At 73.0% G+C, this 20,040-nt stretch carries 24 protein-coding genes; 16 read left to right on the top strand and 8 right to left on the bottom strand.

The features are described 5' to 3' along the window. Window positions 1–35: 35 nt before the first annotated feature. The gene (locus HD596_RS65110; protein ID WP_185074302.1) at window positions 36–971 is read right to left on the bottom strand and encodes a GNAT family N-acetyltransferase; all 936 of its coding nucleotides are present in this window, start codon (window positions 969–971) and stop codon (window positions 36–38) included. 130 nt (window positions 972–1,101) lie between these two features. Here HD596_RS65110 and HD596_RS38005 point away from each other — a divergent pair, with 130 nt between their 5' ends. Next, window positions 1,102–2,028, top strand: coding sequence for a hypothetical protein (locus HD596_RS38005; RefSeq protein WP_185074301.1), 927 nt, complete (start codon window positions 1,102–1,104; stop codon window positions 2,026–2,028). A gap of 89 nt (window positions 2,029–2,117) precedes the next feature. Then, window positions 2,118–2,633 (top strand): hypothetical protein, encoded by a 516-nt coding sequence (locus HD596_RS38000; protein WP_185074300.1) that lies wholly within the window; start codon window positions 2,118–2,120, stop codon window positions 2,631–2,633. A 45-nt stretch (window positions 2,634–2,678) separates the two neighbouring features. Here HD596_RS38000 and HD596_RS37995 read toward each other — a convergent pair whose 3' ends face one another. Beyond that, the gene (locus HD596_RS37995; protein ID WP_185074299.1) at window positions 2,679–3,473 is read right to left on the bottom strand and encodes a class I SAM-dependent methyltransferase; all 795 of its coding nucleotides are present in this window, start codon (window positions 3,471–3,473) and stop codon (window positions 2,679–2,681) included. 145 nt (window positions 3,474–3,618) lie between these two features. Between HD596_RS37995 and def the strand changes: the two genes are divergently transcribed. The 5 genes from def (at window position 3,619) to HD596_RS37970 (ending at window position 7,046) form a co-directional block, all read left to right on the top strand. Continuing rightward, window positions 3,619–4,158, top strand: coding sequence for a peptide deformylase (gene def, locus HD596_RS37990; protein WP_185074298.1), 540 nt, complete (start codon window positions 3,619–3,621; stop codon window positions 4,156–4,158). A gap of 7 nt (window positions 4,159–4,165) precedes the next feature. After that, complete coding sequence (locus tag HD596_RS37985; RefSeq protein WP_185074297.1) at window positions 4,166–4,786, top strand: helix-turn-helix domain-containing protein; 621 nt, start codon at window positions 4,166–4,168, stop codon at window positions 4,784–4,786. Continuing rightward, the gene (locus HD596_RS37980) at window positions 4,779–6,185 is read left to right on the top strand and encodes a pyridoxal phosphate-dependent decarboxylase family protein (RefSeq protein ID WP_185074296.1); all 1,407 of its coding nucleotides are present in this window, start codon (window positions 4,779–4,781) and stop codon (window positions 6,183–6,185) included. Before HD596_RS37985 ends, HD596_RS37980 begins: the two co-directional genes overlap by 8 nt. An 86-nt stretch (window positions 6,186–6,271) precedes the next feature. After that, window positions 6,272–6,688 carry a CBS domain-containing protein gene (locus HD596_RS37975; RefSeq protein ID WP_185074295.1) on the top strand — a complete coding sequence of 139 codons (417 nt, stop codon included), beginning with the start codon at window positions 6,272–6,274 and terminating at the stop codon, window positions 6,686–6,688. 10 nt (window positions 6,689–6,698) lie between these two features. Continuing rightward, a complete protein-coding gene (locus tag HD596_RS37970; protein ID WP_185074294.1) occupies window positions 6,699–7,046 on the top strand; it encodes an MmcQ/YjbR family DNA-binding protein in 348 nt (115 codons plus the stop codon). A 1-nt stretch (window position 7,047) separates the two neighbouring features. Here HD596_RS37970 and HD596_RS37965 read toward each other — a convergent pair whose 3' ends face one another. Next, window positions 7,048–7,275 (bottom strand): tautomerase family protein, encoded by a 228-nt coding sequence (locus HD596_RS37965; RefSeq protein ID WP_185074293.1) that lies wholly within the window; start codon window positions 7,273–7,275, stop codon window positions 7,048–7,050. A gap of 92 nt (window positions 7,276–7,367) precedes the next feature. Between HD596_RS37965 and HD596_RS37960 the strand changes: the two genes are divergently transcribed. Next, entirely contained in the window at window positions 7,368–7,970 is a 603-nt protein-coding gene (locus HD596_RS37960; RefSeq protein WP_185074292.1) for an SAM-dependent methyltransferase, read from the top strand. Window positions 7,971–8,101: 131 nt separating this feature from the next. Here HD596_RS37960 and HD596_RS37955 read toward each other — a convergent pair whose 3' ends face one another. Together HD596_RS37955 and HD596_RS37950 are read right to left on the bottom strand one after the other, a co-directional pair. Next, entirely contained in the window at window positions 8,102–8,275 is a 174-nt protein-coding gene (locus HD596_RS37955; RefSeq protein WP_185074291.1) for a hypothetical protein, read from the bottom strand. After that, the gene (locus HD596_RS37950) at window positions 8,275–9,129 is read right to left on the bottom strand and encodes a D-alanyl-D-alanine carboxypeptidase family protein (RefSeq protein WP_185074290.1); all 855 of its coding nucleotides are present in this window, start codon (window positions 9,127–9,129) and stop codon (window positions 8,275–8,277) included. The genes HD596_RS37955 and HD596_RS37950 overlap by 1 nt, the downstream gene beginning before the upstream one ends. An 88-nt stretch (window positions 9,130–9,217) precedes the next feature. Here HD596_RS37950 and HD596_RS37945 point away from each other — a divergent pair, with 88 nt between their 5' ends. Genes HD596_RS37945 through ptsP form a run of 8 tightly spaced genes read left to right on the top strand, consistent with a single transcriptional unit; the run spans window position 9,218 to window position 15,721 of the window. Further along, complete coding sequence (locus HD596_RS37945; protein WP_185074289.1) at window positions 9,218–9,979, top strand: DeoR/GlpR family DNA-binding transcription regulator; 762 nt, start codon at window positions 9,218–9,220, stop codon at window positions 9,977–9,979. After that, entirely contained in the window at window positions 9,976–10,932 is a 957-nt protein-coding gene (pfkB, locus tag HD596_RS37940; RefSeq protein ID WP_185074288.1) for a 1-phosphofructokinase, read from the top strand. Before HD596_RS37945 ends, pfkB begins: the two co-directional genes overlap by 4 nt. 32 nt (window positions 10,933–10,964) lie before the next feature. After that, window positions 10,965–12,092: a mannitol-specific PTS transporter subunit IIC gene (gene mtlA / locus HD596_RS37935; protein ID WP_221519692.1), complete on the top strand. Its 1,128-nt coding sequence runs from the start codon at window positions 10,965–10,967 to the stop codon at window positions 12,090–12,092. Window positions 12,093–12,095: 3 nt separating this feature from the next. Beyond that, complete coding sequence (locus tag HD596_RS60635; RefSeq protein WP_221519691.1) at window positions 12,096–12,404, top strand: PTS sugar transporter subunit IIBC family protein; 309 nt, start codon at window positions 12,096–12,098, stop codon at window positions 12,402–12,404. Beyond that, window positions 12,397–12,825 carry a PTS mannitol transporter subunit IIA gene (locus tag HD596_RS37930; RefSeq protein ID WP_185074287.1) on the top strand — a complete coding sequence of 143 codons (429 nt, stop codon included), beginning with the start codon at window positions 12,397–12,399 and terminating at the stop codon, window positions 12,823–12,825. Before HD596_RS60635 ends, HD596_RS37930 begins: the two co-directional genes overlap by 8 nt. After that, entirely contained in the window at window positions 12,822–13,826 is a 1,005-nt protein-coding gene (locus HD596_RS37925) for a zinc-dependent dehydrogenase (protein ID WP_185074286.1), read from the top strand. Before HD596_RS37930 ends, HD596_RS37925 begins: the two co-directional genes overlap by 4 nt. A gap of 10 nt (window positions 13,827–13,836) precedes the next feature. After that, entirely contained in the window at window positions 13,837–14,118 is a 282-nt protein-coding gene (locus HD596_RS37920; RefSeq protein WP_185074285.1) for an HPr family phosphocarrier protein, read from the top strand. Then, on the top strand, window positions 14,111–15,721 hold the full coding sequence (ptsP, locus tag HD596_RS37915; protein ID WP_185074284.1) for a phosphoenolpyruvate--protein phosphotransferase: 1,611 nt from the start codon (window positions 14,111–14,113) through the stop codon (window positions 15,719–15,721). Before HD596_RS37920 ends, ptsP begins: the two co-directional genes overlap by 8 nt. Before the next feature lie 59 nt (window positions 15,722–15,780). Here ptsP and HD596_RS37910 read toward each other — a convergent pair whose 3' ends face one another. From HD596_RS37910 to HD596_RS37900, 3 genes are all read right to left on the bottom strand, one after another. Next, entirely contained in the window at window positions 15,781–18,264 is a 2,484-nt protein-coding gene (locus HD596_RS37910) for an ATP-dependent Clp protease ATP-binding subunit (protein WP_185074283.1), read from the bottom strand. Between the two features lie 82 nt (window positions 18,265–18,346). Then, window positions 18,347–19,381, bottom strand: a complete 1,035-nt coding sequence (locus tag HD596_RS37905; protein WP_185074282.1) for an aldo/keto reductase — start codon at window positions 19,379–19,381, stop codon at window positions 18,347–18,349. A gap of 5 nt (window positions 19,382–19,386) precedes the next feature. After that, the gene (locus tag HD596_RS37900; protein WP_185074281.1) at window positions 19,387–20,025 is read right to left on the bottom strand and encodes an SDR family oxidoreductase; all 639 of its coding nucleotides are present in this window, start codon (window positions 20,023–20,025) and stop codon (window positions 19,387–19,389) included. Between the last annotated feature and the right edge of the window lie 15 nt (window positions 20,026–20,040).

Genomic DNA, 20,040 nt, shown 5'->3' with positions numbered 1-20,040 from the left:
GGAAAGACGATCGCGTACGCGACGGCCCGCCCGCATCACGCGTTCACGGGATTCGCCGACAGGACGAGCCTGATGGCGAAGTTGCGGTAGCCGGCGCGTTCGAACGCCCTGGCCATCGGCACGTTGCCGGAGTCGGTGTCCGCGACGATCCGCTGGACCCCGCGCTCGGCATGGACGCGGGTGATCTCGCCGAGCAGGTCGTCCACGTACCCGTGGCCCCGGTGCTCGGGCACCACGCCGAGGTAGCCGACCACGGGCCCGCCGTCGTTGGCCGACGGCAGGGCGACCCCGACGAGGTCCCCGCTCTTGTCGTACGCCAGCCGCCACCACGACCGGTCGCCCCGCATGGACCGGTTGTCGCGGACGTCCTCGCGCGCCTGCTCCAGGGGGTCCATCGTGGCCAGGGCCTGGCGGGTGTGGAAGTCGAGCGTCCCGACGGCCACCCGGCGGAACGCCTCCACGAACACCTCGTCGTCGTCCTCCCCGCGGAAGACGAGCCGGTCCGACGGCTCGGGGACGGGCCCGGCCGTCCATTCGTACCGGAGCCGTTCCAGCTCCTCGGTCAGCCCGGCGCGGCCGGCCGCCTCCCAGCGCCAGGCGATGGCCGCCGCGGCCTTCGGGTGCTCGCGCCAGCCGTTGGTGACGAACACGTGGTACTCGATCGCCTGCCCGTACGCGTCGTGGGCGCGGCGCAGCAGCTCGGCGGCCAGGCCCACGCGATCGTCCACCGACGGGTGGACGTAGAGGCAGTCGAGCGCGAGGGGGCTGTCGCCGTCGGGGAAGCCCCACCAGACGGCGCGGGCCAGGATCTCACCGTCGTCGGCGACGGCGAGCCAGATGCGGTCGTAGCGGTAGTTGCCGCTCTCCAGGAACGACAGCAGGCGTTCGGGATGCGCCCAGCTGATGGACTCGTCTACGACGCAGCCGAGCAGGCGGTCTAGATCATCCTCGACCGCGGTGCGGAAAAGCACGTTTCCTCCGAGAAGTAGAAGCGGGCGCGGTGAGCGCCCGAAGTAGTGTCGAACATCTCAGCGCCTCCTTTCTTCCGACTTTTCGGCGTCACGGGGCACTGTAGCGGAAATATCGCGACAGGATGGGCTCGTGAGGTCCTACGACGACACCCTGCCCCTGCAGCCCCCGATCCGGCTGCCCGAGGAGGCCACGCTCGCGGCGGCCGTCCGTGCCGCGCCCCTGGCCGAGGAGCTGAAGCCGGAGGGCTCCGACGCGGAGGTGCTCGCCTTGTGGGCGGACCACTGCCGCGAACGGCTGGCCGCCGACGAGAGGCTGCTGCTGGAGCTCATCAGGATGTTCCTGTCGCGCGAGCCGCATCCGGGCAAGGTGCCCGAGGAGCTGACCGGGCTGGGCCTGGTACGCCAGGCGGAGCCGTACACGCTGAGCTGGCTCGGCCTGTGGGCGGCGCGGCTGATCATCGCGGAGACCACCGGGCAGGAGGTGCCGGTCATCGGGTCGCTCGCCGGCGCCGACGCCGCCACGCTGCTGCACGGCCTGCGCTCCTACCCGGAGGCCGAACGCGGCGAGGAGCTGGCCGGCTGGCTCAAGGGCCGGGACACGGACGCGGCGGTGGCCGAGATCGCCTCGGCGCTGGCCACGGTGAGCCCGCTGAGCCGGGCGGTCGGCGTGGAGCTGCTGTCGTCGGACTTCGGCGAGGAGGGCAGGCGGGCGCTGGCCGGGCTGCTGGAGGAGCCGGGGCTCGGGGCGGTGATCGCCACCAGGACGGAGCGGGAGGACCGCCCGGCCGCCCCGGACGAGATCGCCTGGGTGTTCGTGGACATGGCGGCGGCGCTGCTGGAGTTCGGGGGCGAGGCGGGCGAGGTGATCGAGTCGATCGCCTTGGGGATGGACGCGGACGAGCAGGCGGGGACGATCGCGATCCTGGCGTTCGGGGACCACCCGTGGACGGGGCAGGTGCTGCGGGTGCTCATCGACCACCACCCCGACGAGCGCGTCTCCGCCGCGGCCCGCAAGGCCCTGCGCCGGCTGCACGGGCTCGCGGACATGCGCGGCTGACGTGCGGGTGCCGTCCTGGAGGCCGCCGGGTCCGTCCTGGAGGCCGCCGGGTGCCCGGGACGGCGGCGGGCGGCGGTAGAGTCGGCCCGGTGACGACGCATGCGATCTTCCCGCAGACCGGCATCCTGGGTGACGCGTTCGCCTGCGAGTGCGGCGCCGTGCTCGCCGGGCGGATGACGGCCGAGCTGCACGCCGCCGAGAACGGCCTGTGCTCGGTCTGCCTCGGATCCGGCCAGGAGGAGATGGCGCCCGGGCTGACCCACGGCTGCACGGCGTGCGCGGCCACCGGGGGCCGCAAGGAGCAGGTCATCTGGCAGCTCGCCTACGCCGAGGCCGAGCACCTCATCACGATCACCGTCGTACGCGGGATCGTGGCGAACTTCGACGGGCCGTTCCACCTGTCGGAGGCCGCCGACGCGGTGCGGGCCGGGATGGGGCTGCCCGCCGGGCGGCTGCCGGTCGGCCCGCGGGTGCGCGACCTGCTGCTGGAGATGCAGGCCGCGAGCGAGATCACCATGCTGTCGGCGCCGGACGAGATGATCGGCTCGGACATGGTCCTCTACCGCGACCCCCAGTGGCAGCGGGCCCACACCCTGGGCATGTGACCCGCCCCCGCGTGCCGGGGACGCGCGCCACGGCGCCGGACGTCGTCAGGCGCGGCAGATGATCTCCCCGTGGGTGATGGAGATCCAGCCGTCCTCGGCCTCCGCCCACTTCAGCCATCCCTGCGAGATCCACCGCAGATCGGCCTCCGTGGCCGCGCCGGTCGACAGGGCCTGCTCCGCCATGGCGGAGCCGAGGATCCGGTCCGCCCACATCCCGCCCCACCAGGCCCGGTCCTCCGGCGTGGCGAAGCACCACGTCGAGGAGGTGGCGGTGACGTCGGTGAAGCCCGCCGCCCTGGCCCACGACAGCAGCCGCCGCCCCGCGTCCGGCTCGCCGCCGTTGGCCCGCGCGAGCTTCTGGTACAGCGCCATCCACTCGTCCAGCTCAGGGAGCAGCGGATACCAGGCGAACGCCGCGTAGTCGCTGTCGCGCGCCGCCACGTAGCCGGTCGGCTTGGTCACCCGGCCCATCTCCCGCAGCGCCCGCACCGGGTCGCCGACGTGCTGCAGCACCTGGTGCGCGTGGACCACGCAGAACGTGTCGTCGGGGAAGTCCAGGGCGTGCGCGTCCGCGACGGCGAAGTCGACGTTGTCCAGCCCCCTGGCGGTGATCTCGGCCCTGGACAGTTCGAGCGCCTCCTCGGTCACCTCCGACGCCGTCAGGTGGCCGACCAGGCCCGCCAGGTCGGCGGCGATCGTGCCGGGGCCGCTGCCCACGTCCAGCACCTTCATGTGCGGCTTGAGGTGGGGCAGCAGGTACGCGGCCGAGTTCGCGGCGGTGCGCCAGCGGTGCGAGCGCAGCACGGACTCGTGGTGGCCATGCGTGTAGACGGCGTTCATCGGCAAACTCCTTCGTTTCGCTCCGACGCCGATCACTCTAGCGCTTGTCTCATCATCCAAGAAGAAACGTCTTGAATAGCGAGACGCTGGAGAGACCGTAAACTTTCTTGCGAAACGTTCGCAAATTCGGAGAGAGGCGTTGGTCGTGGGAGAGGTCCGGCCGATCGTGCACGTCGGTGACCCGGTGCTGCATCACCCGTGCGAGCCGGTCACCCGGTTCGACGACGCGCTGGCGGCGCTGGTGGAGGACATGTTCGCGAGCATGTACGCGGCGGAGGGCGTGGGCCTGGCCGCCAACCAGATCGGCGTGGCCCTGCGCGTGTTCGTCTACGACTGCCCAGACGAGGACGGGGAGCACCACAAGGGCGTCGTCGTCAACCCCACCCTGGAGCTCCCGGAGGTGGGCGAGCGCCATCTCGACGCGAGCGACGAGGGCTGCCTGTCGGTGCCCGGCCAGTACGCGCCGCTCCCCCGCCCCGACCACGCCACCGTGCACGGCTTCGACGCCGCCGGCGAGCCGGTCACGGTCGAGGGGACGGGACTGCTGGCCCGCTGCCTCCAGCACGAGACCGACCACCTCGACGGCTACCTGTACATCGACCGCCTGCCCGCCAAGCGCCGCAAGCGGGTGCTGGCCGCCTACGAGGAGTCCCGCTCCACTATCGCGGACAAAGCATCGCTATAGTGGAGGAATGGAAGGCGAAGGGGTCCTGTCGAGCGGCCTGTCGATGGCCGAGCTCGGGCTGCGGATCCGCACGGAGCGGCGGGCGCGCGGGCTGACCGTCGAGCGGCTGGCCGCCCTGAGCGGCATCAGCCGGAGCATGGTCTCGGAGGTCGAGCGGGGCGCCAAGACCCCGACGGTGCTGGTGCTCGACCGGCTGGCCACGGCGCTCGGCACGTCGATCGCCCGGCTGCTCGACGAGCCGGCGCACTCGGCGATGCGCGTGCTGCGCCACGCCGAGCAGCGGGTCCTGCGCGACCCCTCCGGCTGGGAGCGCCGCGTGCTGTCGCCGGTGCTGGGGGACGTGGAGTTCGAGTTCATGCGGACGACCCTCGGGCCCGGCGTGGACGCGGGCGAGTTCGCGCCGCACGCGCCGGGGTCGCGGGAGTACCTCGCGGTCGAGCTCGGCAGCCTGCGGCTGACGATCAACGGCAGGCCGTACGAGCTGGCGGCCGGCGACTCGGCCTACTACCCGGGCGACTGCCGCCACGCCTTCGCCAACGACGGCGCCGTCGACTGCGTCTATTACCTGGCCATGGAGCTGGGTGGCGCCGGACAGCACGACCCCTGGAAGGAACCCTCCGATGGCTGATCTCGACCCCACCGACCTGGCCGCGGCCGCGCGGATCGCCGCCGAGCACCTGGCGGGGCTGGGCGAGCGGCCCGTGTGGCGGCCCGTGCCGGAGGCCGAGCGGGCCTGGCTGAGCGGCCAGGAACTGCCCGAGCGCGGGCGGCCCCTCGGCGAGCTGCTCGAGGACGCCCGTACGCGGGTGCTGCCGTACCCCATGGGCAACGGCCACCCGCGCTTCTTCGGCTGGGTCAACTCCCCGCCCAACCCCGCGGGCGTGCTCGTCGAGCCGCTGGCCGCCGCCCTCAACCCGAGCTGCGCCGGCGGCGACCACGCCGGCCCGCACCTGGAGCGGGCGGTGGTGCGGTGGCTGGCCGAGCTGGTCGGGTTCCCGCACCCGCCGGGCGGCGGGCTGCTGACCAGCGGCGCCTCCATGGCCACCGTGATCTGCCTGGCCACCGCCCGCCAGCGGGCCGCGCTCGCCGACGGCTGGGACGCCCGCGAGGAGGGCCTGTCCGGGCGGCCGCCCATGGTCATGTACGTCACCGAGGAGGGCCACAGCTGCCTGCACAAGGCCGCCCAGCTCCTCGGCCTCGGATCGCGGCAGGTCCGCGTGGTCCCGGTGGACGGCGCGTACCGGATGGACGTGGGCGCGCTCCGCGTCATGGTCGAGGAGGACCTGCGGGCGGGCCTGCGGCCGTTCTGCGTGGCGGGCAGCGCGGGCACCGTCAACTCCGGCGCGGTCGACCCGCTCGACGAGATCGCCGACGTGGCCGCCGAGCACGGGCTCTGGTTCCACGTGGACGGCGCCTACGGCGCGCTCGGCGTTCTGGCCGACGGCGCCGCGCCGCACTATGCGGGCCTGGAGCGGGCCGACTCGCTGGCCCTCGACCCGCACAAGTGGCTCGGCGTCCCGGTGGGCTGCGGCTGTGCCCTGCTGCGCGACCCGGGGGCGGCGCGGGCCGCGTTCAGCCTGGTGCCGTCGTACCTGATCGACGAGAACGCGGGCGATCTGGGGTGGTTCTCCGAGTACGGGCCCGAGCAGACCCGCCCGTTCCGGGCGCTGAAGACCTGGGCCACGCTGTCGCATCTGGGCCGCTCCGGCGTCGAGCGCCTGGTGAACCACACGACCGGGCTGGCCCGCACGCTCGCCGCCATGGTCGAGGAGTCCGGCGACTTCGAGCTGCTGGCGCCGGTCACCACCTCGATCACCGCCTTCCGGTACCGGCCGCGCCCCGACGGGCTGGACGCGCTCAACCGGGCTATCCCGGGCGTGGTGCAGGCGCGCGGGAACGCGTTCATCACCGGCACCCGGCTGGGCGGCCGCGACGCGCTGCGCGCCTGCTTCCTGCACCCGGACACCACCGAGCGCGACCTGGCCGTCCTGCTGGAGGAGATCCGCCTGGCGGCCAAGACGCTCTAGCCGGAGGCAGAGACCCGGCAAAGGCAGGTGAGCCGCGCGTCCGCCCGGGTAGGAGGTCGGCCTGACGGATCTGCAGGAGGGTTCCCATGGCCGACACCGTGGCAGAGGTCATGACGTACCATCCGGCGGCGGTCGAGGCCGACCAGCCGGTGTGCGCGGCGGCCGCGCTGATGCGCGACCACGACACGGGTGCCGTGATCGTCAACGAGAACGGCCGGATCCAGGGCATCATCACCGACCGGGACATCGCGGTGCGCGTCGTCGCGGCCGAGAAGTCCCCCCAGACGCCGGTACGCGAGGCGTGCAGCCCGTACGTCGAGGCCATCGATCCCGACACCACGATCGACCAGGCGGTGCGGATCATGCGCTCGCACGCCGTCCGCCGCCTGCCGGTGCTCGAGGACGGCCGCGCGGTCGGCATCGTCAGCCTCGGCGACCTGGCTCTGGAGCGCGACCCGCACTCGGCCCTCGCCGACATTTCGGCCGCGGAGGGCAACCAGTAACGTTTGCCGCGTGTTCACAGTCGACGATGTACGGCAGTTCGCCCGCACGCTCCCCCGCTCGTCGGAGCACCTCATCCGGGACCGGGTCAAGTTCCGCGTAGGCAAGATCGTTTACGTGGCGTTCTCGCGCGACGAGACGCTGATGGGCTTCGGGTTCCCCAAGGAGGAGCGCGCGGCGCTGGTGGCGGCCGAGCCGGACAAGTTTCTCATGCCGCGGGAGTCCGACCTGCGCTTCAACTGGGTGGTGGCGCGCGTGGACGCCCTCGACCCGGCCGAGATGCGGGAGCTGGTCCTGGAGGCGTGGCGGATGTGCGTGCCGAAGAAGGTGCGCCTGGAACAGCAGGCCCAGGCCCGATAGGTCATCGGGGCCGCAGGCCGGCGGCCAGCGCCCTCGCCTCCGCGGCCGTCACCGGCTTCCCGCCGACGCCCCAGTCGCCGCTCTTGACCTCCTCCACGATGACCACGGTAAGGGGGCGCAGGTTCTCGCCCTCGATGGAGACCATCACGTCGGTCAGCTTCTCCACCATTTCGGCCTTCTGCGCGTCGCTGAACACGCCCTCGATGACCTTCACGTTGATGAGTGGCATGGACTATCCCCTCCTTCCGGCGGACCTGCCCCCGCCCCTCCGGGGCAAACCCGGCTTGCCCGCCGGGCCGCCCACCCGTCAGCATGACGATCATGACGGAGAAGGACTGGGCGGGCTGGCATGACGCGTACGACGTGCCGGGCTCGCCCCTGGAACGGCGGCTCCAGGTGGTGCGGAAGTGGATCGGGACCGCGCTCGACGCGGGGGCCGCGCGGGTGGTGAGCCTGTGCGCCGGCCAGGGCCGGGACCTGCTCCCGGTGCTCGCCGCGCATCCCAGGCGCGAGGAGGTGCGGGCCCGGCTCGTGGAGCTGGACGAGCACAACGTCGCCGCCGCCCGGCGGGCCGCCCCTGCGGGCGTCGAGGTGGTGCGGGGGGACGCGGCGCTGCTCGGCGCGTACGCCGGCGCGGTGCCCGCGGACCTGGTGCTGGTGTGCGGCGTGTTCGGGAACGTGAGCGACGACGACGTCCGGCGCACGGTCGGCCTGCTGCCGCAGCTCTGCGCCCCCGAGGCCACCGTGATCTGGACCCGGCACCGGCGCGAGCCCGACCTGGTGCCGCGGATCTGCGAGTGGTTCGAGGAAGGCGGGTTCGACCGCGTAACGGTGGAGAGCGACGGGTACGGCGTCGGCGTCCACCGTTACGCGGGGCCGCCGGTCGCGCTCGAACCGGCCGCGCGCATGTTCACGTTCCTCTGAGGCGGCCCCTCCTCCAGCGCGATCAGCGCGTCGAGATGATCGCCCGCCCACCGCGACAGCGGGGCGAGCCGTCCGGCGCCGGCAGGCGTCCCTCGACGTCCTCGAACACCAGGGCCACCCACGTGCCGTCGTCATGGGCATGGAGCAGCCGGGCGGCCAGGCCCTCGGAGAAACCGCCCGGCCGGCCGGCCGGCCGCGCCGACCACCTCGGCGCCGAGCAGCTCCTCGATCGCCGTCCGCACCCCGGCGGGCACCTCGGCCCAGGTGATGCGGTGGCCTCCGGTCGCGGGCGGCAGGCCCGCCATCAGGACAGGCTTCGGTACAGCTCGCCCGTCAGCTTGGTGATGCGGGTGACCGAGGAGGCCCACGTGCCGCCCGCCGGGTGCGCCGTCAGCACCGCCATGACGTACCGCTCGTCCTTGCCCACCAGGCCCGTCGTGTGCAGCACCGGGCGGCCGTAGTCGGGCACGCCCGAGCCGGTGGCGCGCTGGGCGATCCACGAGATGGGCGCGCCGATCGCCCGGGCGCCGGAGCACCGCGTGGGCGGCGTGTCGCCGAACCCCGACCAGCCCTGCTTGACCGCCCACGACCGGGGCACCGCGCCGGGGATGCCGAACCTCTGGTCGAAGCCGTCGGTGCCGCACGGCGTGGACTGCCGCAGGTGCCCCAGGATCGTGTCGCGGACCCTGGGCTCGGCCCTGTCGAGCAGGTAGCGGTACGTGCGCACGACGTCGTACGCGCTCAGCGAGGTGTAGCCCCAGAAGCCGGGCTTGGAGGCGGGCGGCGGCGCGGTGTCGGACAGGCCGAGCTTGCGCGCCATCCGCACGATGATCTGCCCCTTGCCGGCGCGGTCCCAGAAGGCCGAGGCCGCGTCGTCGTCGCTGGAGCGCAGCATGACCTTCAGCAGCCGGGCGTCGGCGGCCGGCACGCTCTTGCGCCGCTCCAGGTAGTCGATGGCGATGAGGATCTTGACGACCGAGGCCGAGCGGAACTTCCGGTGCGCGTTGCGCGTGGCCACGAACCTGCCCGCCTGCCGGTCGAACACCAGCCACGACGCCGTGGTGCCCGGGGGCACCCGCGGGGCGGCCTGGGCGGGCGTGGCGAGCCCGACGACGAGGGGGACGGCGGCCATCGCGGCGGCCAGGGGCTTGCTTCGCATTCGCCTATACCTACCAAGCCTTGACCCGCCCAACAAAGCGGGTATAAACAAAGATGAAACCAACCCGAAACGGCGGTGAACCAACATCATGTACGCCGAGGAACGGCAGCAGGAGATCCTGCGGAGGGCGCGCGCCGCGGGCCGCGTCGACGTGGTGACGCTGGCCGCCGAGCTCGACGTGACCACCGAGACGATCCGCCGCGACCTGACGTCGCTGGAGCGGGCGGGCGTGCTGCGCCGGGTGCACGGGGGCGCGATCCCCGTCGAGCGCCTCGGCTTCGAGCCCGCGCTGGCCGCCCGCGACGAGGTGCTGACGGCCGAGAAGGAGCGCATCGCCAAGGCCGCGCTGGCCGAGCTGCCCGAGGACGGTTCCGTGATCATCGACGCGGGCACCACGACGGGCCGGCTGGTCAAGGTGCTGCCCGCCGACCGCGAGCTCACCGTCGTGGTGAACTCGCCGCCGCTGGCCACCGCCCTGGCCGCCCGCCCCAACCTGCACGTGATCATGCTGGGCGGCCGGGTGCGCGGCAAGACGCTCGCCACGGTCGACGACTGGGCGCTGCGCCCGCTGGCCGACCTCAACGTGGACGTGGCCTTCATGGCGGCCAACGGCTGCTCGCTCACCAGGGGCCTGACCACGCCCGACCCGGCCGAGGCGGCGATCAAGCGGGCCATGGTCAAGGCCGCGCAGCGCAGCGTGCTGCTGGCCGACCACACGAAGTTCACGAACACGTACCTGGCCAGGTTCGCCGGCCTGGACGAGATCGACGTGCTCATCACCGACACCGGGCTGGACCTCGCCCTCGCCGCCGACCTGGCGGCGGCGGGCCCGGAGGTGATCCGGGCGTGATCCTCACCCTGACCCTGAACCCCAGCCTCGACCGCACCATCGAGATCGCCGCGCTCGACCGGGGCGCCGTCATCCGCGCCGCCGCCGCCCACCTCGACCCGGGCGGCAAGGGCGTCAACGTCTCACGCGCCCTGCTGGCCAACGCCGTGGCGAGCCGGGCGGTGGTGCCGTTCGGCGGCGACGAGGGCAGGCAGCTCGTACGACTCCTCGCGGCCGAGGGGCTCGACATGGTCACCGTCCCGGTGGCCGGCCCGACCAGGTCCAACGTCACCCTGGCCGAGCCCGACGGCACCATCACCAAGATCAACGAGCCCGGCACGGCGCTGTCGGCCGGGGAGCTGGACACGATCGCCGACGCCGTGCTCGACGCCGCCCACGAGGCCGACTGGGTGGTCGCCTCGGGCAGCCTGCCGCCCGAGGTCCCGGCCGACGTCTACGCCCGGCTGTGCCGCAGGTTCGCCGGGGCGGGCATCCACGTGGCCGTCGACACCAGCGGCCCGGCGCTGGCCTGCGCGCTCGGCGCCGCGCCCGCGCTGGTCAAGCCGAACCTCGAGGAGCTGTCCGCCGCCACCGGCATGCTCATCCGCTGCCTGGGCGACGTGGTCGAGGCGGCGGGCAAGCTGCGGGCCGCGGGCGCGCGTACCGTGCTGGCCAGCCTGGGCGCCGACGGCGCGGTGCTCGTCGAGGAGCAGGGCATCTGGTACGGCGAGGCCGCCGTCACCGAGCCGCGCAGCTCCGTCGGCGCCGGCGACGCCATGCTGGCCGGTTTCCTGGCCGGCGGCGGGCGCGGCCCGGACGCCCTGGCGCGGGCGCTGGCCTGGGGCGCCGCGGCGGTCCGCCTGCCCGGCAGCCGCATGCCCGGCCCCGCCGACATCGACCCCGTCGTCGTCGCCGTCCACCCGCCCGACCCGTCCCGCCCCCTCGCCTCCCCCCTTGTCCCGCACAGCGGCTGATCAACTGCTCATCCCCCCGAAGGAGCAAGTCCATGGCCGACAGTTACACTCCCCCGGTCACCGGAACCGGTGTCAAGGCCACCATCCAGCGCATCGGCGGCCACCTGGCCGGCATGATCATGCCGAACATCGGCGCGTTCATCGCCTGGGGCCTGATCACCGCGCTGTTCATCCCGACCGGCTGGCTGCCCAACGAGACGCTCGCGAAGATGGTCGGCCCGATCATCTCGACCCTGCTGCCGATCCTCATCGCCTACACCGGCGGCCGGATGGTGCACGGGCAGCGCGGCGCGGTCGTGGGCGCGGTGGCGGTGATGGGCGTCGTGGTGGGCACGGAGTCTCCGATGTTCCTCGGCGCCATGATCATCGGCCCGCTCACCGCCTTGATCCTGAAATATGTGGACAAGTTCACCGAGCAGCGGACCAAGGCCGGCTTCGAGATGCTCGTGGACAACTTCTCCGCCGGCATCGTGGGCGGCGCGATGGCCGTGGTCGGGATGTTCGGCATCGGCCCGATCGTCCAGACGGTCACCACGGCCGCGGGCAACGCGGTGAGCTGGCTCATCGGCCACAACCTGCTCCCCGTCGCCTCCGTGCTGATCGAGCCGGCCAAGGTCCTGTTCCTCAACAACGCCATCAACCACGGAGTGCTCGGCCCGCTCGGCGTCGCCCAGGCGGCGGAGACGGGCAAGTCGATCCTGTTCATGCTGGAGTCGAACCCGGGGCCCGGCCTCGGGCTGCTGCTGGCGTACCTGCTGTTCGGCCCGCGCGAGCTGCGCCCGAGCACGCCCGCCGCCATGATCATCCACTTCTTCGGCGGCATCCACGAGATCTACTTCCCGTACGTGCTCATGAAGCCCCGCCTCATCCTCGCGGTCATCGCGGGCGGCGCGGCCGGCGTGTTCACGTTCATGGTCACCGGGGCGGGCCTGGTGGCCACGCCGTCGCCCGGCAGCATCTTCGCCTACATCGCGGTCACGCCGAAGGGCGGCTGGCTAGGCTCCAGCCTGGGGATCCTCGTGGCCACGGCCGTGTCGTTCGCGGTCGCCGCGATCCTGCTCGGCTTCGGCAGGGGCGAGAAGAAGGACGAGCCGGAGGGCTCGCAGGAAGCCGTCACCCCCACTGAACCCGCCACCGAACCCGCCAACAGGGAGGCCTGAGCCATGGCCGGCATCGACAGCAAGGACATCCACAAGATCATCGTGGCCTGCGACGCGGGCATGGGCAGCAGCGTGATGCTCGCCTCCACGCTGCGCAAGCAGCTCAAGGACACCGGCGTCACCGTGGAGCACACGCCCGTCAACTCCATCCCCGACGACGCCGACGTGGTCCTGTGCCACGCCGGGCTGGCCGCCCGCGCCAGGGCCGCCGCCCCCGGGAAGGTCCTGGTCTCGTTCCAGATCTTCCTCGGCGACCCGGCGGTGACCCGGCTGGTGAACACCATCAAGAACGGCGGCACCGTCGATGCGTGACGGCCTGCTCGACCCGCGGGCCGTGCTGCTGCACGAGAGCGCCCCCGACCGCGCCGCGGCCATCCGCCGGTGCGGGCAGGTGCTGGTCGAGGTGGGGGCGGTCGCGGAGCCGTACATCGAGGCGATGCTCGAACGGGAGCTAACGATCTCCACGTACGTCGGCGAGGGCGTGGCCATCCCCCACGGGACCAACGCCTCCAAGGAGGACGTCAAGCGCGACGCCATCTGCGTGGTGCGCTTCCCCGGCGGCGTCGACTGGGACGGCGAGCAGGTCACGCTCTGCGTCGGCATCGCGGCCAAGGACGACGGGCACGTGCCGCTGCTGGCGGCGCTGGCCGAGATTCTGCTCGACCCCGACCGCGCCAGGACGCTGCGCGAGGCCACCGAAGTCTCACAAGTGATGAAGGAGCTCACAGCGTGAAAGTCGCCAGATTCCACGCTCCCGGCGACATCCGGATCGAGGACGCGCCGGAGCCCGTCGCCGGGCCCGGCGAGCTGAAGATCCGCGTACGGAACTGCTCGACCTGCGGCACCGACGCCAAGATCCTCAAGTTCGGGCACCACCACATCAGGCCGCCGCGCGTGATGGGCCACGAGATCGCCGGCGAGGTCGTGGACACGGGCGAGCGGGTGCAGGTGATCGCCGCGATCCCGTGCGGCGCCTGCCCGGAGTGCCTGCGCGGCCGCCTGACCGTCTGCCCGAACCAGGAGTCGATGGGCTACCACTACGACGGCGGCTTCGCCGAGTACATGGTGATCCCGGCCAAGGTGCTGGCCGTGAACGGCGTCAACGCCATCCCGCCGGGCGTCGGCTTCGCCGAGGCGTCGGTGGCCGAGCCCCTCGCCTGCGTGCTCAACGGGCAGTCGCTGGCGCGCGTGGGGGCGGGCGACGACGTGGTGGTGATGGGCGCGGGCCCGATCGGCTGCCTGCACGTACGCCTCGCGCGGGCCCGCGGCGCCGCCCGCGTCTTCCTCGTGGACGTCAACCCGCAGCGCCTGGCGATGGCCGCCGAGCTGGTACGCCCGGACGCGGCGATCGACGCCGACCCGGTCGAGCAGGTGCTCAAGCTGACCGGCGGGCGCGGCGCCGACGTGGTGATCACGGCGGCGGCCTCGGGGGCGGCGCAGGAGCAGGCGGTACGGATGGCGGCCCGGCAGGGGCGCATCAGCTTCTTCGGCGGCCTGCCCAAGGACGACCCGCTCGTCACCATCGACTCCAACCTCGTGCACTACCGCGAGCTGACCATCGTCGGCGCCAACGGCTCCAGCCCGGCGCACAACGCCGAGGCGCTGCGGCTCGTAGCCTCGGGGGACGTGGTGGTGTCCGACCTCATCACCCACCGGCTGCCGCTGCCCCAGGTGCTCGACGGGATCGACCTCGTCAGCAGGGGCGCGGCCATCAAGGTCACTATTGAGCCCTAGGAGGTTCGAGATGGCACAGCGAACGGTGATCGTGGCCTCTGCCAGCGGCCTGCACGCGCGGCCCGCCAAGCTGTTCGTGCAGGCGGCGGCGCGGCTGGGGGTGCCGGTGACGGTGCGGCTCGGGGACAAGGCGGTCCCGGCCAAGAGCATGCTCGGCGTGCTGTCGCTGGGGGCCGTACGCGGCACGGAGGTGACGCTGGAGGCGGACGGGCCGGGAGCGGAGGAGGCGCTGGACTCGCTGGTGGCGCTGCTCTCGCGCGACCTCGACGCGGAAGAGGCCCTCGATGCCTGACCGGCCCGCCTTCTCCGGTTCGGGCGGGGTTCTGAGCGGCCTCGGGGTCAGCCAGGGTCGGGCGGCGGGGCCGACGATGCGGATGGCCGCCCCTCCGACGCTGCCCCCGCCACGCCCGGTCTCCGACCCCGCCGCCGAGTCGTCCGCCGTCGCGGGCGCCCTGGAGGCGGTCGCCGCCGACCTCGCCCGGCGCGCCGCCGGCGCCTCGGGGGAGGCGGCGGACATCCTCGAGGCGCTGGCCATGATCGCCGACGACCCGATGCTGCTGGAGGACGCCCAGGGCCGGGCCCAGGAGGGCATGGATGCCGCCCACGCCCTGGACGCTGCCTTCGCGCAGCACCGGGACACGCTGGCCGCGCTCGGCGGCTACCTGGCCGAGCGGGCCGCCGACCTCGACGACCTCAAGCATCGGGCCGTGGCGTTCGCGCTCGGCCTGCCCATGCCGGGGCTCCCCTCCCCTGGCCACCCGTACGTGCTGGTGGCCGAGGACCTCTCCCCCGCTGACACCGCGGGCCTGGGCCCGGACGTGCTGGCGCTGGTGACCGAGCGGGGCGGGCCGACGAGCCACACCGCGATCCTGGCGCGCGGCCGGGGACTGCCCGCCGTGGTGGCCTGCAAGGGGATCATGGACGTCCCGGACGGCACCGTGGTCGGCGTGGACGGCCGCACCGGCGAGCTCGCCGTCGGCCTCACCGAGCAGGAGGCGGCCGAGGTCCAGGAGGCCGACCGCGCGGAGCGGGCCAGGCTGGCGGCCGGCCGGGGCCCGGGCCGGACGGCGGACGGCCACCCGGTGAAGCTGCTGCTCAACATCGGCTCGGCCGAGGACCTGCGGCCGGGCGCGGAGGGGGTCGGGCTGTTCAGGACGGAGTTCCTGTTCCTGGACCGTACGACGGCGCCGTCCTTCGAGGAGCAGGTGGCCGCGTACGCGGAGGTGTTCGCGCAGGCGGAGAGCGTGATCGTGCGGACGCTCGACGCGGGCACCGACAAGCCCCTGCCCTTCCTCGGCCTGCCCGGCGAGCCGAACCCGGCCCTCGGCGTGCGCGGCCTGCGCGTGGACCGGCTGCTGCCGGACGTCCTGGACACCCAGCTCGACGCCATCGCCGAGGCGGCCCGCAAGACGGGCGCCGAGGCGTGGGTGATGGCGCCCATGGTCACCACGACGGAGGAGGCGGCCGGGTTCGCGCGGCGCGCCCGCGCCAGGGGCATCGCCAGGGTGGGCGCGATGATCGAGGTCCCGGCGGCGGCGCTGCGGGCCGCGCAGCTGCTGCGGGAGCTGGACTTCCTCAGCATCGGCACCAACGACCTGGCCCAGTACACCTTCGCCGCCGACCGCCAGCACTCCGCCCTCGCCGACCTGCTCGACCCGCGCCAGCCCGCGCTCCTGGAGCTGATCGCCATGTGCGCCCAGGCGGGGCGGGAGGCGGGCAAGCCGGTCGGGGTGTGCGGGGAGGCGGCCGGAGACCCGCTGGTCGCGCCCCTGCTGGTGGGACTCGGCGTGACCAGCCTGTCCATGGCCCCCGTGTGCGTCCCCGCCGTACGCGAGGCCCTGGCCGGCCTCACGCTGGCCGACTGCCGCGAACGCGCCGCGACGGCCCTCGCCTGACCCCGCCCGCGTCCTCCGGTCTCCTCCAAGGGGCGCCGGCCACGGGCGGCGGTCAGGGTTCAGGGGGTGGGCTGGGGGGCGGTGGCGCGGAAGGTGAGGTGGTCGCCCTCGACGCCCGCCGTCACCCTGCCCCCCTCCTCGACCTCCCCGGTCAGCAGCATCGTGGCCAGCCGGTTGTCCACCTCCCGCTGCACCGTGCGCCGCAGCGGCCGGGCCCCGAACTCCGGCTGGTAGCCGCGCTCGGCCAGCCAGTCCTTGGCCGCGTCCGTGACCTCCAGCGTGACGCCCTGCCCGCGCAGCCGCTGCCGGGTGCGCTCCAGCATCAGGTCCACGATCTGGCGCAGCTGCTCCTTCTCCAGCCGCTTGAAGACGATCGTCTCGTCGATGCGGTTGAGCAGCTCCGGCCGGAGCGAGTGCCGCAGCAGGTCCATGAGCCGGTCCTCGAGGTCCTTGACGTCGCCCGGCGAGTCCAGGATGAGCTGGGCGCCGAGGTTGCTGGTCATGATGACGATCGTGTTGGTGAAGTCCACCGTGCGGCCCTGGCCGTCGGTGAGGCGGCCGTCGTCGAGCATCTGCAGCAGGATGTTCATGACGTCCGGGTGGGCCTTCTCGATCTCGTCCAGCAGGATCACGCCGTGCGGGCGGCGGCGGACGGCCTCGGTGAGCTGGCCGGCCTCCTCGTACCCGACGTATCCGGGCGGCGCGCCGATGAGGCGGGAGACCGTGTGCCGCTCCTGGAACTCGCTCATGTCGATGCGCACCATGTGGTCCTCGCCGCCGAACAGCGCCGCGGCGAGCGCCCTGGCCAGCTCCGTCTTGCCGACGCCCGTCGGCCCGAGGAACAGGAAGCTGCCGATCGGGCGGTTGGGGTCCTTCAGGCCCGCCCGCGCCCTGCGTACGGCCTCGGCGATGGCGATGACGGCCTCGTCCTGGCCGATCACGCGCTCGTGCAGGTGCTCCTCCAGGCGCATCAGGCGCTCGCGCTCCTGCTGGGTGAGCTGCGTGACCGGGATGCCGGTGCGCCGGGAGACGATCTCGGCGATGTCCTCGACCGTGACCAGGGGCACGCTGTCCGTGCCGTGCCTGGCGCGTTCGACCTCCGGCCTGATCTTCTCGATCTGCGTGGTGAGGTCCTTGGCGCGGTCGAAGTCCTCGGCGGAGACGGCCTGGTCCTTGTCCCGGCGCAGCGCGTCGAGCCGTTCCTCCAGCTCCCGTACGTCGGCGCCGGGCGTGCGCGAGCGCAGCCGCACCCGGGCGGCGGCCTGGTCCATGAGGTCGATGGCCTTGTCGGGCAGGAACCGGTCGGAGACGTAGCGGTCGGACAGCGTCGCGGCCGCGTCGAGCGCCTCGTCGGTGATGCGGACCTGGTGGTGCGCCTCGTACGCGTCCCGCAGCCCGGCCAGGATCTCGACCGTCTCCGCCACGCTCGGCTCGGAGACCAGGATGGGCTGGAAGCGGCGTTCGAGCGCGGCGTCCTTCTCGATGTTCTTGCGGTACTCGTCGATCGTGGTGGCCGCGATGACATGCAGCTCGCCGCGGGCCAGGGCGGGCTTGAGGATGTTGGCCGCGTCCATGGCGCCCTCGGCGGCGCCCGCGCCGACCAGGTTGTGGACCTCGTCGATGAAGACGATGATCTCGTCGGAGTGCGCGCGCACCTCGTCGATGACCTTCTTGATGCGCTCCTCGAACTCGCCACGGTACTTCGTCCCGGCCACCATGCCGGTCAGGTCGAGGCCGACGACGCGCCGGTCCTTCAGCGTGTCGGGGACGCTGTTGTTCACGATGCGCTGGGCGATGCCCTCGACGATCGCGGTCTTGCCGACGCCCGGCTCGCCGATCAGGCACGGGTTGTTCTTGGTGCGGCGCGAGAGCACCTCGATGGCCTGCTCGATCTCCTCCTCGCGGCCGACGACCGGGTCGAGCCGGCCCTGCCGGGCCTCCTCGGTCATGTCCCTGCCGTACTCGTCGAGCGTCGGCGTGTCGCTCTGGCGGCGCGCCTCGCCGTCGGTCCGGCGTGGGGCGGCCATCATGGCCTGCTGCAGCTCGTTCGCGGAGACGCCCTGGTCCTGAAGGATCCGGGCGGCGCGGGAGTCGGGGCGCGCGGCGATCGCCAGCAGCAGGTGTTCGGGCCCGATGTACGACGACCGCAGGGCACGCGAGATCCGCTGGGCGTCGAGGATCGCTCTCTTGGCGGCCGGTGAGAGCGTGGTGGGCGCCTCGCCGGCCTCGCCGGGCCCAGCCACCTCGTCGATGCGGTCGCGTACCCGGCCCACGTCCACCCCGGCCGTGCGCAGCGTGTTGCGGATGGCGTCGTCCTCCGTCAGGGCGTCGAGGATGTCGATCACGTCCAGGTCCGGGGCGCCGCGCTGACCGGCGGCGTCCATGGCCCGCGCCAGGACCTCCCTCGCCGAGGCGGACAGCAGCCTGCCGACGTCCACCCGCTGCACGCCGGGCCGGGCCGGCGGCCAGGACTCCATGCCACCGAACACCCGGCCCGTGAGCTCTTCGAACCCTCTGAACGGGTCCCCACCGAAAAACGACATAGCGTGTCCCCCCTCGATTCGGGGGACCCCTACCGCGTATGCCGGAAGTCACGCCCAGCGCCAGGCAAAGCCTGGGGCTCGCTCAGGGACGTCTGCGCAGGCCCGCGTCGCCCAGCTCCGGCGGCTGCCAGCCCCGGTCGGCGGGGTTGAGCGTGACGCCCGGCGGGACGATCTCGTCGATCCGGTCGAGCACGTCGTCGGTCAGGCGCACGTCGGCGGCCGTGAGCTGGCCCTCCAGGTGTTCCATGGTGCGCGGCCCGATGATGGCCGAGGTCACCGCCCGGTGCCTGATCGTGAACGCGATCGCCAGCTCGACCAGCGTGATGCCCGCCTCCTCGGCCAGCACGGCGAGCTGCTCGACGGCGTCCAGCTTGCGCTGGTTGACCTCCTTGGTCAGGTCGTAGCGCTCGGGCAGCCGGGACGCCCTGCGCGTCTGCGGCTGCTCCTGCCCCTTGCGGTAGCGGCCGCTCAGCCAGCCGCCGGCCAGCGGGCTCCACACGATGACGCCCATGCCGTACTTCTCGGCCACGGGCAGCATGTCGGCCTCGATGCCACGGGCGAGCAGCGAGTACGGCGGCTGCTCGCAGACGAACCGCTCCAGCGAGCGCCGCTCGGCGGCCCACTGGGCCTCGACGATCTGGTGCGCGGGGAAGGTGGAGCTGCCGATGTAGCGGACCTTGCCCTGCCGTACGAGGTCGGTGAGCGCGCCGAGGGTCTCCTCGATGTCGGTGGCCGGGTCGGGCCGGTGGATCTGGTAGAGGTCGATCCAGTCGGTGCCGAGGCGGCGCAGGCTGTTCTCGACCTCCTGGATGATCCAGCGGCGGGAGTTGCCCCGCTCGTTGGGGCCCTCGCCCATGGCGCCGTGGACCTTGGTGGCCAGCACCACGTCGTCGCGTCTGCCCGACTTGGCGAGCGCCTGGCCGACGAACTCCTCCGACTGGCCCTGGGCGTAGACGTCGGCGGTGTCGATGAAGTTGATCCCCGAGTCGAGCGCCCGGTCGATGATCCTGGCGCACTCGGCGGGGTCGGATTCGCCCCACCCGCCGAACATCATCGCCCCCAGGCAGAGCGGGCTGACCTTGAGTCCAGTACGTCCAAGTACGCGGTATTCAGTCACAGAAATCACTCTGTCCCAACGACGGTCTTGATGGGGGTGTCCCCGGAGACGAGTTCCAGGGTTCTGCGCGCCGTACCGGGGGCCTCGAGCAGGGCCACGATGACGGCGGCCACGTCGTCACGCGGCACCGACCCCGGCGGGACCTCGGCGGCCAGCCGCACCAGCCCAGTGCCGGGCTCGTCGGTCAGCCGGCCGGGCCGCAGGATCGTCCAGTCGAGGTCGCGGGCGCGCAGGTCCTCCTCGGCCTCGGTCTTGGCCTTGATGTACGCGGCCCAGACCTCGTCGCCACCCTGCGGCGGCCTGCCCGCGCCCATGGACGAGACCTGGATGAACCGCCGCACCCCCGCGCGCTCGGCGGCGTCGGCCAGCAGCACGGACGCGGCCCGGTCCACGGTGTCCTTGCGGGCCGCGCCGCTGCCGGGACCGGCCCCGGCCGCGAAGACCACCGCGTCGGCGCCCTCGACGATCGCCGCCACCTCTTCGACGCTCGCCCGCTCCAGGTCGCACACCACGGCCTCGGCCCCGGTGGCCTCGATGTCGGCGACATGCGCGGGATTGCGCACGATGCCGGCCGCGCCGGACTTGAGCCGTTCCTCCAGGCGCAGGGCGATCTTCCCGTGACCACCCGCGATGATGATCCGCATAGTCCCTCATGGTGT

It is taken from the genome of Nonomuraea jabiensis (assembly GCF_014204795.1).
GTDB classification, from domain to species: Bacteria; Actinomycetota; Actinomycetes; order Streptosporangiales; family Streptosporangiaceae; genus Nonomuraea; species Nonomuraea jabiensis.
Note: the sequence above shows the minus strand (reverse complement) of the source record. Positions and strands in the feature narration are given on the sequence as shown.